14 protein-coding genes are annotated in these 14,382 nt (G+C 50.2%); 11 read left to right on the top strand and 3 right to left on the bottom strand.

The window, feature by feature from the left end; translation table 11 throughout:
* Positions 1-123 precede the first annotated feature (123 nt).
* Positions 124-408, bottom strand: coding sequence for a DUF3847 domain-containing protein (locus tag WMO17_RS07995; protein ID WP_349137848.1), 285 nt, complete (start codon positions 406-408; stop codon positions 124-126).
* 85 nt (positions 409-493) lie between these two features.
* On the opposite strand from WMO17_RS07995, the gene WMO17_RS08000 reads away from it, so the two are divergent.
* The 6 genes from WMO17_RS08000 (at position 494) to WMO17_RS08025 (ending at position 4,684) form a co-directional block, all read left to right on the top strand.
* Positions 494-1,033, top strand: coding sequence for an RNA polymerase sigma factor (locus WMO17_RS08000; RefSeq protein ID WP_223383315.1), 540 nt, complete (start codon positions 494-496; stop codon positions 1,031-1,033).
* The gene (locus WMO17_RS08005) at positions 1,026-1,721 is read left to right on the top strand and encodes a DUF4367 domain-containing protein (protein ID WP_005924698.1); all 696 of its coding nucleotides are present in this window, start codon (positions 1,026-1,028) and stop codon (positions 1,719-1,721) included. The genes WMO17_RS08000 and WMO17_RS08005 overlap by 8 nt, the downstream gene beginning before the upstream one ends.
* A 171-nt stretch (positions 1,722-1,892) precedes the next feature.
* Positions 1,893-2,279: a hypothetical protein gene (locus WMO17_RS08010; RefSeq protein ID WP_223383317.1), complete on the top strand. Its 387-nt coding sequence runs from the start codon at positions 1,893-1,895 to the stop codon at positions 2,277-2,279.
* A gap of 156 nt (positions 2,280-2,435) precedes the next feature.
* The gene (locus WMO17_RS08015; protein WP_223383318.1) at positions 2,436-2,828 is read left to right on the top strand and encodes a hypothetical protein; all 393 of its coding nucleotides are present in this window, start codon (positions 2,436-2,438) and stop codon (positions 2,826-2,828) included.
* Positions 2,829-2,839: 11 nt separating this feature from the next.
* The gene (locus WMO17_RS08020; protein ID WP_015536562.1) at positions 2,840-3,547 is read left to right on the top strand and encodes a hypothetical protein; all 708 of its coding nucleotides are present in this window, start codon (positions 2,840-2,842) and stop codon (positions 3,545-3,547) included.
* 210 nt (positions 3,548-3,757) lie between these two features.
* Positions 3,758-4,684: a trypsin-like serine peptidase gene (locus WMO17_RS08025; protein WP_005924705.1), complete on the top strand. Its 927-nt coding sequence runs from the start codon at positions 3,758-3,760 to the stop codon at positions 4,682-4,684.
* A 761-nt stretch (positions 4,685-5,445) separates the two neighbouring features.
* On the opposite strand, the gene WMO17_RS08030 is transcribed toward WMO17_RS08025, so the two are convergent.
* Positions 5,446-5,727, bottom strand: coding sequence for a DUF6061 family protein (locus WMO17_RS08030; protein WP_112091635.1), 282 nt, complete (start codon positions 5,725-5,727; stop codon positions 5,446-5,448).
* Between the two features lie 439 nt (positions 5,728-6,166).
* Here WMO17_RS08030 and WMO17_RS13240 point away from each other — a divergent pair, with 439 nt between their 5' ends.
* Positions 6,167-6,373: a transposase gene (locus tag WMO17_RS13240; protein ID WP_470295127.1), complete on the top strand. Its 207-nt coding sequence runs from the start codon at positions 6,167-6,169 to the stop codon at positions 6,371-6,373.
* A 162-nt stretch (positions 6,374-6,535) separates the two neighbouring features.
* On the opposite strand, the gene WMO17_RS08035 is transcribed toward WMO17_RS13240, so the two are convergent.
* Positions 6,536-7,615: a GGDEF domain-containing protein gene (locus WMO17_RS08035; RefSeq protein ID WP_349137849.1), complete on the bottom strand. Its 1,080-nt coding sequence runs from the start codon at positions 7,613-7,615 to the stop codon at positions 6,536-6,538.
* A 470-nt stretch (positions 7,616-8,085) separates the two neighbouring features.
* Between WMO17_RS08035 and WMO17_RS08040 the strand changes: the two genes are divergently transcribed.
* The 4 genes from WMO17_RS08040 (at position 8,086) to WMO17_RS08055 (ending at position 14,379) form a co-directional block, all read left to right on the top strand.
* Positions 8,086-8,526, top strand: coding sequence for an Rrf2 family transcriptional regulator (locus WMO17_RS08040; RefSeq protein WP_181567127.1), 441 nt, complete (start codon positions 8,086-8,088; stop codon positions 8,524-8,526).
* A gap of 22 nt (positions 8,527-8,548) precedes the next feature.
* Positions 8,549-10,462 (top strand): acyl-CoA dehydrogenase family protein, encoded by a 1,914-nt coding sequence (locus WMO17_RS08045; protein ID WP_005946387.1) that lies wholly within the window; start codon positions 8,549-8,551, stop codon positions 10,460-10,462.
* 23 nt (positions 10,463-10,485) lie between these two features.
* The gene (locus WMO17_RS08050; protein WP_349137850.1) at positions 10,486-11,697 is read left to right on the top strand and encodes an FprA family A-type flavoprotein; all 1,212 of its coding nucleotides are present in this window, start codon (positions 10,486-10,488) and stop codon (positions 11,695-11,697) included.
* Between the two features lie 165 nt (positions 11,698-11,862).
* Positions 11,863-14,379: a ribonucleoside-diphosphate reductase subunit alpha gene (locus WMO17_RS08055; RefSeq protein ID WP_349137851.1), complete on the top strand. Its 2,517-nt coding sequence runs from the start codon at positions 11,863-11,865 to the stop codon at positions 14,377-14,379.
* The last annotated feature ends 3 nt before the right edge of the window (positions 14,380-14,382 follow it).

Consider the following 14,382-nt stretch of genomic DNA (forward strand, 5'->3'; position numbering starts at 1 on the left):
AATGATTCTTCCACAAATTGGATAGAAAAGATCATGGAGGGTGTCGGTATTCACTAGATGGATTCTCAAGAAGCATATGCACGAAAGTTCTGCACGCGATAAGTATCTTGCCATTATGAAGCCCTACCTTCTGATGTGGCACAGTAGCAGTTGAAAACAGCTCAGGTTACCTATTGCAATTCTGACTATTTGGAATATCACCTGATCGTTGGTGAGTTCTTCCGGCGCAATCAGAAAACTTTCCAGCATTCCGGCACGGGTACACAGCCGATGCACACGGGCCTTGCGGGTCAGCTCCGGTATCTGGTGTTCCAGAATTTTCTCCCGGTGCTGGTAGTAGCGCAGCTGCTGTTCTGCTTTGGATTTTTCGTTGCGGAGGTAGGCAAGGTCGGTTTTGGGTTGGGTCATGGCATCACGCTCCTTTTCAAAAGTTGGTTGTATTCGACATTTTTATTGGTTCGTGGTACACTACACACAATCAATGTGAATAGAGGTGACTGCGTTGCTTGCGTTATATCTAAGTGTGCTTGATGATCGAAACTTTGAAGAAGATTTTACCGAGGTGTACAATACATACAAACGGCTGGTTTACCATACCGCTTACAAAATCATGGATGATTCGTATCTGGCAGAGGATGTGCTACAAGAGGTATTTTTGTACGTTGCAAAAAATTTTTCTAAAATTCATCGAGAAAACTGTCACGAACTCGCTGCTTATCTCGTTAGTTGTAGTAGAAGCCGTGCATATGATATGCTTCGCAAACAACGAGAAGAATTGCTGGAAGATGTCCCAAACGAACCAGATGCCGCTCCGGTGCCGGATGATGCAGCAGTTAGCACCGATAACATTGAACGTCTAACAGAACTGATTGGCCAAATGAAACCGATGTACCGTGATCCGCTACGCCTTTTGGCAATGGGATATACAAACCGTGAGATTGCAAAATCGCTGGGATTAACGGATGAAGTGGTACGAACACGGCTCTTTCGAGGACGAAAACTATTATGGAAGGAGATGAACAGCCATGAGTGAGCGGACAGACATTTCATTTGATGCGGCTTTGATGATGGCACTTCGTGCAGATGCGCAAAGAGAACTGGATTCGCTTCCAACGCCAAAGCAGTTTGAGGAAATCTACCCAGATACGTCCCAATGGGACGAACGAATGACAGAGGCCTTAAAGAAGAAAAAGCACCACCCAGTGTTGAAACGAGTACTAATTGCGGCATTGACACTCGTAATGCTGACGGTTGGTGCTCTTGCGGTCAGCGCTGATTTCCGCAGGGCAGTCTATACGATGATTCAAAAATTTCTGCCCATTGAGATGCAGCTGACTTATCAGGTGGATGGCGAACCGCTGGAGTGGCTCCCGGATGGATACAGCGACCATTATGTGCCGAACGGCTTTGAAATGGACGATGTGCAGAAATTTGAGCGAGCAGAAAACTTTTTACATGTTTACTCGTCAAAAGAAACAGAGGAAAGCTACACAGTCCGTTGCTCAATTATCCAGCCAGGGCAGCAGTCCCTGTTTGATAATGAGCATACAGTGTACGAAACCGTAAAGGTCGGAGAAGCAGATGGTGTACTTGGAACCAGTACGGATGAACATGGAAAGAATGTTTATACTCTAAGTTGGGAACATCGGGGGATTACACATACCGTTATGGGAAACATTCCATACGATGAGATTATGAAAATTGCGGAAGGTATCCGTTAAGAAAGCTGGACACTTGTGAGAGTTCACAAATGTCTGGCTTTCTTTTTGTCTGAACTTACAAAGATGGAAAATTTGAAAAATTTTCTCCTGAAAATTGAAACGAAGCGAATGCGAATTGCGTTGATTATACAAAGGCTCTTGATGGGAGCAAAAAAACGGAGGTGTATGTCTATGTCGAAAAAGCGTTTGTTGTCCATTGTTGTTTCAGCGGTGATTCTCTTGAGCTTTGCCTGCACCGCAATGGCCGCTGAAAAGTCTGAACGGTATGTAGGCGATAGTACGGTCAACGGATCTATTTACCAAACATACTATCAGGTTGATGCCCAGACTCGAACTGGAGTAAAGAAAATCAGCGTTTCAGGCGTTCTCTATGAAAAGGGGACAATTGGAACATGGCAAAAAGTAAGTAGCTGCTCAAACAGCAGCACGACCTCAACCTGCATGGTGAGCAGTAGCTTTAACACTAAGCCCGGAAAATCTTATAGGCTTGAGTATTCTGCGACCTTTAGCTATTCCGATGGACGGAGCGAAACCATTACCGGAAGTACCAGTAGATAAGTGGAGTTTGTTATATATTTCAGCAAGTTAGAAAGGTGTGAGGTAATTATAAAGGCGAGACCAACGCGAGTTATCCGATACCTAGCTATAGTCGCACTGTGCTTGCTTTTGGGCTTTATGCTTGGAAGAAAAAGCAAATATGAAAAACGAGATTATTTGAAACAATTCAAAATTGGAAAAGCAACATACTCTGAATCGTTGATATATGAGGCTTATGGCGGATTGCAAAATGATGGGATAATGTTAGCGGTATACTACGATGTGGATGCAGCCAAAATTATTCATCAACTCGATTCATGGGAGAAAATTAATGATTCTCCAACCATATCTTCTATATTAAAAAATGTGTCGTCATATTTTGGATTAGATTTTGTGATTCCTGAAATTGCAAGTGGAAATTTTTTTCTTTATGATAATAGTCAGCATAAGGAACTACGCTCGGAAGCCGAAATGAATACATTGCTTTTACATTCTGAAGATGTGAATTTTAGTCTCGTTGTCTGGGATGATGAGAAGCACACAATTTATATAGTAGAGTACAGAATTTAAGGAGGTTCGTTATGAAGAGGTTCGTATCATTAATTCTTTCAGTGTGTTTTTTGTTTTCGATAAATACTGTGTCTTATGCTGCTAACATAAGCAGCCGTAAAGCTAGCAATCCTGTTATTCAAAGCATGAATGATAAGTATCATGTTGATTTTTCGGGAATGTCGATAGATGAATTAAATAAGTTTATCGATAAGATGAAAGATGAAGATCAAACACGTGCATCTGGAAATTTGTTAAATAATACACAGCTTGCATGGTTGGCAGCTGCGCAAATTGCACGGGATAAGGGATATGAATGTGCGGCTCTTATGGTTGAATTCTCTGTATATAATATTGACTATTCTGAGAGTGTGACGGATTCTTCGACGCCATTGCTTGACAAGTTAAACACGACAACAGTTTTTAATAATTATAAAAACAAAGTACTTAATAGTGGCTTGAAAGATTTTAGTGGAGGAAGTTGGTCTTTTACAATTCAAAAGTCTGATAATGCAGATTTATTCTATGCATTGCATAGGGTAAGCACCTCTGGAACAGGCTTCATGATTGGTAATTCTATAATGTATTACTTGATTACCGTTCATGACACATTTGATTTTGCATATGACAACAACTATGACGACTTGTTTACTACTACAGTGAACAATTGGGCTTGGTTGTGCCAGCAGACGCATGTGTTGAATCCCATAGAGATAAATCTTAGCACGGCTATTGGATAAAAAATCAGTGGTATTTATTTTTTTGCGAAAGTAAAAGTTGAAATCTAAAATAAGGATGGCTCTAACGTATGAAAAATTTTACGGAGGTGTTTCCAATGCAGAGCAACTGATGTATAAGAAATCTTGTGTATACTCTAAAAGTAAAGAAGGAAAATTAAAATAGCTAGTGAAAAAATATCTCGTAGAATTTTTTTGAAAGCAAGTGGGATTGTGGCTCTTTCTTCAATGGAGCTTAACTCTGGGCTGACTGCTTTTGCAGATAATCAAAGTGATGGAAGCAAATCTCATATCGAGAGATACCATAGATACGATTTTGATACAAAAGAAGAATCTATAGAGGAAATTATAGTTGAAACCAATTCCTTCACGGATGGAGAGACAACTGCAGGCTATTTTCCAAATGGAAAGATTTCGGATATTGATCTATCCGATCTGTATGCGATTATCGGAAGCAATGATATCACTGTTGTTGATAATCCAACGGCAACACCATATTGTAGTACGGTATGCCTACAGATAACGACCAATAATGGAGGGACAAATTATGGTTCTGGATTTATGATTGGGCCTAATGCACTTGCAACAGCAGCACATAATCTATACAGTATAAAGGAAAAAGCCTACGTTAAGTCGGTAAATGTCGCACCTGCTCGATCTGATAATAGTAAACCTTTTGGAAGCGAAAATGTATCGGCAAGTTCGATGATTGTTAGTGATTCTTATCTTGCTGGAACAAGTTCGGAGGATTGGGCGATTATTACGCTCAAGAATAATTTAGGAACGAAAACGGGATGGCTTGGGTTACATTGGCAGTCTAGCAATTATTCATCATCACAGTTGGTGTATGCTTATGGCTATCCGAGCCAAATAAATGGTGCCGATGCGAGATATCGGATGTGTAAATCTTCTGGGTATATTAGAAGTCAGACTTCAAAATATCTCAAGGGCGATTGGGATTTGACAGGTGGCTTTAGTGGTGGTCCTCTTGTAGAATATATTTCTGGAGCTGGGTATGTAGCTATCGGAATCCATAAAGATGGAAGCACAATTGATGGTTCTTCATATCCAACTTCTTATACAGGGGCATTGAGAATAACACAATCGCTTTATACGCTGTTCCTTTCATACAGAGGTTGATAAAATGAAATGCAAACGGAAGATTATGGTTGGCATAGCATTTGTGGCAGTGGTTCTCTGCATTCTATTTCAATCGAATACATTCGGAAGAAAAAAATCGGAACTTATAATTGAAGAAGTTGACCTGAAGAACAATTGTATTTATGCGACTGCAAAAAATCAATTATATGATACGGATGACAATTATATAATTTATGGCGTATCAAACTACTTGAAAGGAAATCTTCAGTTGTCGTATCTTAAAGAAGGCGAAAGCATTCTTGTGATATCAAACGGTAAGGTGTTGCTATCAGATCCGTATCAATTTGATAAAATATACAGTATTCAACTGTTGCAATAGCGTTTCATTTTCTCAATAAATAATATAAGCTATTTACAGCTGCCTCCTCTGTTAAGTGGTGGTGCAGTGCTTATTCTCAATAACGATGCGATTGATGAAAATGATAGACCTTTTTGGAATTTAGAATTTTCTCAATAATCAAGCCCCCAAAATGGCAAACTTGAAATCATCGAGAGATACATAAAATATAGGGTTAAATCGACTTTCGTGTCGAAAAAAACAAGTGCTAGAAATAGCAAAATCCATTGAATTTTAGAACGACATTTATAAGAAACCAGTAGATTTGCCTGATGTTTGTGATTTCTTTGACCGTTGGGCCATTGATTTTGCACTACTATGAGCAAAGGAAAAACTTAAAATAAGCCAACAACCCGCCATTTGCAGCGACTGCAAGTAGCGGGTTGTTTGGCCTATTTAGAGGTTAGTCTTTCAGTTTGCCATGGTCACAACCGAGCGTGAGGTAGTGCTCTATCTCCCCGCTCAGCACCATCCGTGCGTACTCCAGCGGATTGTTGTATAGCAGCCAATCAAGTTCAGCTCGCTGTGCCGGGGTATTGCCGTACTCGTCCTCAATGGCGATACAATCAATGGAAAGGGTTGTGCCATCTTCAAATCGGGTTTCCACCCGGTTGGTGTCCATGTTGTAGCGGCAGGAAAGCGCTTTTTGAGAGTGATTAAGGTCGAAATTCTGATTTCGTTTCATTTGAATAGCTCCTTTAATGATTTTGAAATTTGATTTTCAACGAGATGAGGTCTCTTTTTTCTTTCTCCTAAGTCACCCAACCGCACTACCCTGCATCAGCCGATCGGACAGAGCCGACATTTCTTCCTCGGTCAAAATGCGCTTGGGCACACGCTCGGTGCGCTGCTTTTCTGCGGCAAGCTGCTCATCATAATACTGCTTCTATTTATCCTTTGGCAATCTCCAGATAAACGCTAAAATGGAGCATCTACTGCACATCCTAACTTAATATGCACTGAATAAAAGAAAAAGCCTTATATTTCAATCCATAGAGGCCAATCTGTGGTATAATTGGAGCAAGAGAACTGGAAAAAATCCAGCAAAAACCTTGTACCTGGAGGGCAGCTATGTATCGTTACAGCAATGGCCAGATCAGCTTGGCGGATTAATCGAGTATCTAATGCAGCAGGAGACCATCCTCCGGAAATGTGAGGCAGTGCTGGATCTACCGTCCGTGTATGAGAAAATGGTGCAGTTGTGCAGCAAAGAAGATAGTCGTCCGCCCCTCGCCCCAGCGTTCATCGTAAAGTACCTGCTGGTGAGTTTCCTGTACAGCAAACCATCGAACCGGCAGATCGGGCAGCGCACCCCTTCACCTCAAAGCTAACGAAGCTAATGAACTGCACGCTGCCACCAGCCTTCAGTACCTCCATCACAACTGCGACGTGGACGTTCAGTGCCGCCTCCCTGTCCTTTCTTCGTCAGGCCAGGCTTTTTTCGCAATAGTGGCGACGAATTCGTTCTTGCTGTTTTTCGTTTGAAAAGAGCCTTATGACCTGGGCGCTCTCCGGTCGTGGGTGGCGTAGTAGGCTCGCTTATTTTCGTACATGCAATAGTCGGCCTTGTCCAGCAGCGTTTGCATGATGCAGCCTTCATAATCGGCGGAGATCGCCCAACCGTAGGCGTAGCTGAGAGGAAGCTGATTGCCGTCACGGTTTGCAGCGTCGGCTTCCCTGCGCAGACTGTCCAGTATGCCCTCCACCTCCTGCCGGTCCGTATGGTAAATGACCGCCATAAATTCGTCGCCGCCGTATCTGCCCACGAAATGCTTTTCCGGGATCACCCGGCGTAAAAGCCGGGCAAAGCTCAGGATCAGTTGGTCACCCGCCGAATGACCCCTCGTATCGTTGACGGTTTTCAGATTGTTCAGGTCAAATATGACGCAGGCCGTAGGCTCCCGGAGAATTTCCCTGTTGTTGAGAAGCTCCTCGCAGGAGCCTTTGTTGGGCAGGCCGGTATGGATGTCGATGTATGCCTTCTGCTCCAGCAGTTGGTTTTTCCGGGCCATTTTCAGTGCCATGGCGGTCTGGAGCATGATCAGGATCACCAGGCACAGCATATCCAGTGCCGAGAGGATCTCAATAGTGCGGATCTTCATGGCGATCTTTTCTGAATAGTGTTCCGCGGCAGACACCGTTTCGTCCGCCATTTCAAAATAGGTCTCGCTCATGGCAACGATTTGGGTGTTCTCATATCCACGATGTCTGGCCGCCGCGACCTCCGCCTTGAGCCGCTCCCAGTAGGCACGCTGGCTGTCCAGCCTTTCCTGATAGGCCGCGTCCTTGAGCTTTACCAATTCGTAGTGCCCTTCTCCGGATGTCAGATTGCTTAAGATATCGTCTAAATACGCGATCAACTCATCGTTTCGGGTGCCTGTAATCTCCAGCTTTACCGCCCGCTGCGTGTCTCCGCGCACCAGCCCGGCATAATTGATGACGCGGGCCGTGCCCTTCAGGTTGCCGATCTCGACCATCATCAGAGCGACAAGGATCACCAAAATCAGCACAAGGCAGCTTTGCAGGATGCTGATGAGATTTTTGCGATCTATTTTTACATTTCCTTTTATCATAACGACCTCGATCACGGAACGACCATGATATTCTTTATTGCGAATCAGTCTTGACGAATACTTTACTCTGTAACGCACATCATGTCAATAACAATGGAAATTTTTCTACTGTCTCCCAAGAATGATCGGCATAAATAAAATGAAAAGCACGCACTTTATTGCTTGTTTCGGTTGGATGGCTTAGGCTTGTCAGGGATCGCCTCATCCGCCTTGGATGGGCGACCCCTGCGAGCCCCAACCAATTTCTCCGCTTTCTGGTTTTCAGGCATAGTCTTTTCTGCTTTCGGCGGACTGCCACGGCACAGCTTTTTCGGCTTCTATAATTGTAAGGGACATGGCTTTTCGCTGAATGGAAAGCGAAGCTGACCCGGGCTGGGGCGGTCTGTAATAAAGCGATATTTTTTTTGAAACTATCTTGACAAAATTTATCAAGATTGATATTATGGTATTAACAAGCAAGCGAAAAGAGGATGTGGAGCATGATCATCACCAAAGAGACGGACTACGCGCTGCGCATTTTGCGGGTGCTGATGGACGGGGAGAAGCATTCGGTGGCCGAGATGTCGGAAACGGAATTGATCCCCAATCAGTTTGCCTACCAGATTCTGCGCAAGCTCTCCGCCGGCAATTTGGTGCGGGTGAGCCGCGGCGCTCTCGGCGGCTGCGAGCTGTCCTGCGATCTGGACGCGACCTCCCTCTACGATCTCATGGGGGTCGTGGGGGAGCGGGGCATCCTGTGCGCCTGCATGGAGCCGGGATATGAATGCCGCTGGCATGACAAGCATGGGCGGTGCGCCATCCACTGTCAGCTGGCGGCTTTGCAGCAAAAGCAGGACGAGGCGTTCCGTGCCGTGAGCCTGCGCAGGCTGCTGACCGGCGGATCCGATCCCCAAGATACAAGCAAGCTGTAAAATTTTAAAAGGAGGTACCCGTATGCTGTTTCAAACCACGTCGGCGCACGAAGAGCTGCGCGCGAAGATCCGGAGTTTTGCGGAGGAGGAGATCAAGCCACTCGCATTTTTAATGGATCAGAACAATGAGTTTCCCGAGGAGGCTGTCAAGAAGCTGGGTAAGCTGGGCTGGATGGGCATTCCCTACCCCAAGGAGTACGGCGGTGCCGGTCTTGATGCTCTGAGCTACGCCATCGCGGTGGAGGAGCTGGCCCGTGTGGACGGCGGCACGGGCGTAATCCTCTCCGCCCACGTCTCCCTCGGCTCATGGCCCATTTTCGCCTATGGCACCGAGGAGCAGAAGAAGAAATATCTGGTTCCGCTGGCCAAGGGCGAGAAGATCGGCGCCTTCGGCCTTACGGAGACCAACGCCGGATCCGACGCCGGCGGCACGGAGACCACAGCGCTGGATAAGGGGGACTACTACCTCCTCAACGGCGGCAAGATCTTCATTACCAACGCCCCTAAGGCGGACACCTATGTGGTTTTCGCCGTCACCACGCCGGACATCGGCACCCGGGGCATCTCCGCTTTCATCGTGGAGAAGGGCTGGAAGGGCTTTGAGTTCGGCGACCACTATGACAAGATGGGTATTCGCTCCTCCTCCACGGCGGAGCTGATCTTCAACAACGTGAAGGTTCCCAAGGAAAACCTATTGGGCAAGGAGGGTGAGGGCTTCAAGATTGCCATGTCCACGCTGGACGGCGGACGCATCGGCATCGCCGCGCAGGCGCTGGGCATCGCCCAGGGCGCGTTTGAGCACGCGTTGAGCTATTCCAAGGAGCGCGTCCAGTTCGGCAAGCCCATCGCGGCCCAGCAGAGCATCGCCTTCAAGCTGGCAGATATGGCAACCAAGCTGCGCTGCGCCCGGTTCCTCATCTACTCCGCGGCGGAGCTGAAGGAGCAGCACGCACCTTACGGCATGGAGTCCGCCATGGCGAAGATGTACGCCTCGGACATCGCGCTGGAGGTCACCAACGATGCCTTGCAGATCCACGGCGGCAGCGGCTACCTCAAGGGCATGGAGGTGGAACGGGCCTACCGCGACGCCAAGATCACCACCCTCTACGAGGGCACTAACGAGATCCAGCGGGTGGTCATCGCCTCTCATCTGTTGGGCAGGCTGGGCAAGAGCTCCGGCGGCGAGAGCCGTTCGGCGGCCAAGAAACCCGCGCCCATCACCGGCATTCGCAAAAAGACCATCTTCCGGGAGGGGGATGCTGCCCAGCAGGTGGCCGACCTTGTGGCGGCGCTGAAGAAGGATGGTCACGACTTCTCCGTGGGCATCCCTATGGATACGCCCATCCCGCAGGCGGAGCGGGTGGTCTCCGCGGGCAAGGGCATCGGGGAGAAAAAGAACATGAAACTGGTAGAGTCGCTGGCCAAGGCCGCCGGCGCGGCCATCGGTTCTTCCCGCCCTGTGGCGGAGACTCTCAAATATCTGCCGCTGAACCGCTATGTGGGTATGTCCGGTCAGAAGTTCACCGGCAATCTGTACATCGCCTGCGGCATCTCCGGCGCATCCCAGCACCTTAAGGGCATCAAGGACGCCTCCACCATCGTGGCCATCAATAAGAACGGTAACGCGCCTATCTTCAAGAACTGCGACTACGGCATCGTGGGCGATGTGGAGGAGATCCTGCCCCTGCTCACTGCCGCGCTGGATAGCGGCGAAAAGCTGCCCGCGCCGCCCATGGTAAAGATGAAGCGGCCCACGCCGCCGAAGCCCGCCCCCATCGGCGACCGCTACGTCTGCAGCGGCTGCGGCTACGAGTATGTGCCGGAGTTGGGCGACGAGGACGGCGAGATCGCGCCCGGTACGCTCTTTGAGCAGCTTCCCGCCGAGTGGGTGTGTCCCGAGTGCGCGGAGACGAAGGATCAATTTGTAAAGGCTTGAGGCCGTGAAGGAGGCAAGATAAGATGTATTGCGTGCGTAAAGTAACGAACGACCTCTACTGGGTGGGCGCCAACGACCATCGCCTGGCCCTGTTTGAAAACTGCTTTCCCATTCCCCGGGGCGTAAGCTACAACGCCTACTGCCTGCTGGATGAAAAGACGGTGCTCTTTGACACGGTGGACTGGTCTGCCTGCCGCCAGCTTTTGGAAAATCTGGCGTATGTGCTGGATGGCCGCGAGCTGGACTACCTGCTGGTCAACCATCTGGAGCCGGATCACGCCGCCTGCATCGAGGAGATCCTGCTACGCCATCCCAAGGTGAAACTGATCTCCAATGAGAAGGCATTCATGCTCATGCGGCAGTTCGGCTTCCATGTGGACGGACATGAGTGCATCGAGGTGAAGGAGGGCGACACCTTCTCCTTCGGCAAGCACACCGTCACCTTTGTGGGCGCGCCTATGGTTCACTGGCCGGAGGCCATGGTGACCTTTGACGTCACCGACGGCGTCCTCTTTTCCGCCGACGCCTTCGGCACCTTCGGCGCGCTGGACGGCAAGCTGTTCGCCGACGAGGTGGACTTCGAGCGGGACTGGCTGGACGACGCCCGCCGTTACCTCACCAACATCGTGGGCAAGTACGGCCCCCACATCCAGCTCCTGCTGAAAAAGGCCGGCGGCGTTTTGGATCAGATCAAGTACATCTGCCCGCTCCACGGCCCCGTGTGGCGCAAGGATCTGGGCTGGTTCATTGAAAAGTACGACACATGGAGCCGCTATGCCCCTGAGACCCAGGGCGTGCTCATCGTCTACGCCTCTATGTACGGCAACACGGAGAACGCGGCGCAGGCGCTGGCGACGTCGCTCTGCGATAAGGGCATGAGCAAGGTGGCGATGTACGATGTGTCCTCCACTCATGTCTCCCAGCTGATCTCCGAGGCGTTTAAGTACAGTCACATTGTCCTGGCCTCTGTGACCTACAACCTCGGCATCTACCCTGCCATGCATGACTTCCTCATGGATATGAAGGCACTGAATCTGCAAAACCGCACCTTTGCCATCATTGAAAACGGCTCATGGGCGGTGAAGTCCGGTGACCTCATGCAGAAATTCGTCAACAATGAGCTTAAGAACATGACGGTGCTCAACGAGCGGCTCAGCCTCGCCTCGTCCATGGGCACGGACAAGCGCACTGAGCTGGAAGCACTGGCGGACGCCATTCTGGAATCTATGAAGTAACTGGCAGGAAAGCCAAAACCAAGACAACAGACAACAAACAGCCCTGCCGCGTCGGCTGCAGAAAAACCGGCTTTCAAAAACAGAGCGGGCAAGCGTGATACTGCGCTTGCCCGCTCTTTGCCCAAAAGGACATGAGAAGTGACCGGAGAAGATGAGAGGATCGAAATGGAGATCAGAAAACGAAACGGGGAGTCTGTTCCCTTTCAACAGGAGAAAATTTTCAACGCCATGAAAAAGGCGTTTGACGGACAGGGCAAGGAGATTGGGAGCAGAGAGATGGATGAGATCCTCGCCACCGTTCTCAACAATCTCTCCGTCACAGTGCCGCTCACCGTAGAACGTGTGCAGGACGAGGTGGAGCGAACGCTCATGGAGCGCGGACACTATGAGGTGGCCAAGGCGTACATCCTCTACCGCGAAAAGCGGTCTGCGCTGCGCCGTGTCCGGCATACCATCGCGCGGACGGTGGGGGATGACTCGCTTGACGAGGTGCTGCGCCGCATCCAGATGGATTTTACCGAGGAAGTCTACTCCCTCGCGGCGCTTCAAATGAAGTTTGAGAGTTTCTGTCGTCTGGGTATGACGGAGGATGAGCGGGCTGAGGCACTGACCAAGGCGGCGGTAGAGCTGACTACGGCAGAGGCACCCAAGTGGGAGTTCATCGCGGCGCGGCTTCTGAACCACTCCTTTCGCTGTCGCAACGCACAGGAATGGGAGGGGCGCGGCGTTGGCGACCTCTATGGCAAGCTTCGCTATCTGACGGATAAGGGACTCTACGGTGACTATATCCTTGCCCACTATACCCACGAGGAAATTGCCATGGCGGAGGACTTTCTCTGCCCGGAACGGGACGAGCTATTCACCTACTCCGGCCTTGACCTGCTGCTCAAACGCTATGTGATCCAGTCACGCAGCCGCGTGCCGCTGGAAACACCGCAGGAGATGTTTTTGGGTATCGCGCTGCATCTTGCTATGAACGAAGGCTCTGATCGCATGGGGTGGGTAAAACGCTTTTACGATATGCTCAGCCGTATGGAGGTCACGATGGCGACACCTACCATGTCCAACGCACGAAAGCCCTACCATCAGCTTTCAAGCTGCTTTGTGGACACTGTGCCGGACAGTCTGGACGGCATCTACCGCTCGCTGGACAACTTCGCAAAGGTCTCTAAATTCGGCGGTGGAATGGGGATGTACTTCGGTAAGGTGCGCGCTGCAGGCAGCACCATCCGCGGCTTTCAAGGGGCGGCGGGCGGTGTTATCCGCTGGATCCGGCTGGTCAACGACACCGCCGTGGCGGTGGATCAGTTGGGGATGCGGCAGGGCGCTGTGGCGGTTTACTTAGACGCATGGCACCGGGATCTGCCGGAATTCCTTCAACTGCGCACCAACAACGGCGACGACCGCATGAAGGCACATGATGTGTTTCCCGCCGTGTGCTATCCGGATCTCTTCTGGCGACTGGCGGAGGAGAACATAGACGCGCCGTGGCATCTCATGTGTCCGCATGAGATCCTCACGGTCAAGGGCTACGCACTGGAGGATTACTGGGGTACAGAATGGGAGAAGCGGTATCTGGACTGCGTCAATGACCCGCGCATCGAAAAGCGCAGCGTCACCGTCAAGGACATCGTGCGGCTGGTGCTTCGCTCGGCAGTGGAGACCGGCACACCCTTCGCTTTTAATCGCGACAGTGTAAATCATATGAACCCAAACGGCCACACGGGAATGATCTATTGCTCCAATCTCTGTACGGAGATCGCGCAGAACATGGCACCCATCGAGCACATCAGCACTGAGGTGCACACGGAGAACGGCGACACAATTGTGGTGACGGCCACACGCCCAGGTGAGTTTGTGGTCTGCAACCTGGCGAGTCTGTCTCTCGGTAATCTGCCGGTGGAGGACGAGGCCTATATGGAACGCACGGTGGAAACGGCCATCCGCGCACTGGATAATGTGATCGACCTCAACTTCTACCCGTTGGAATACGCGCGGCTTACCAATCAGAAGTACCGCAGCATCGGCCTGGGCGTCAGCGGCTACCACCACATGCTGGCAAAGCGCGGCATCCGCTGGGAGAGCGATGAGCACCTTGCCTTCACCGACGCAGTGTTCGAGTTCATCAACTACGCCGCCGTCAAGGCGGACACAGCACTGGCACGGGAAAGGGGTCGTTACGCGCTCTTTGAGGGCAGCGACTGGCAGACTGGCGCGTATTTTGAAAAGCGGGGTTATACCTCCGAAAAGTGGCGGGCGCTTGCGAAAACGGTGGCGGTGCAGGGAATGCGCAACGCCTATCTGCTGGCGGTCGCACCGACCTCCAGCACATCTATCCTCTCCGGCACGTCGGCGGGCATAGATCCAATTATGAAGAAATTCTTTTTAGAGGAAAAAAAGGGCAGCATGCTGCCCCGCGTTGCTCCGGAGCTTTCTATGGACACATGGTGGTACTATAAGGCAGCGCATCTGATCGACCAAAGCTGGTCGGTACGCGCCGCGGGCCTTCGCCAGAGACATATTGACCAGGCGCAGAGCATGAATCTCTATATCACCAACGACTATTCCATGCGTCAGGTGCTCAGACTGTATTTGGAGGCGTGGAGGGCCGGCGTCAAGACCATTTACTATGTCCGCAGCAAGGCCCTTGAGGTCGAGGCCTGCGAAAGCTGCTCGTCATAAGGA

Source organism: Faecalibacterium faecis (assembly GCF_040096475.1).
GTDB classification, from domain to species: Bacteria; Bacillota; Clostridia; order Oscillospirales; family Ruminococcaceae; genus Faecalibacterium; species Faecalibacterium taiwanense.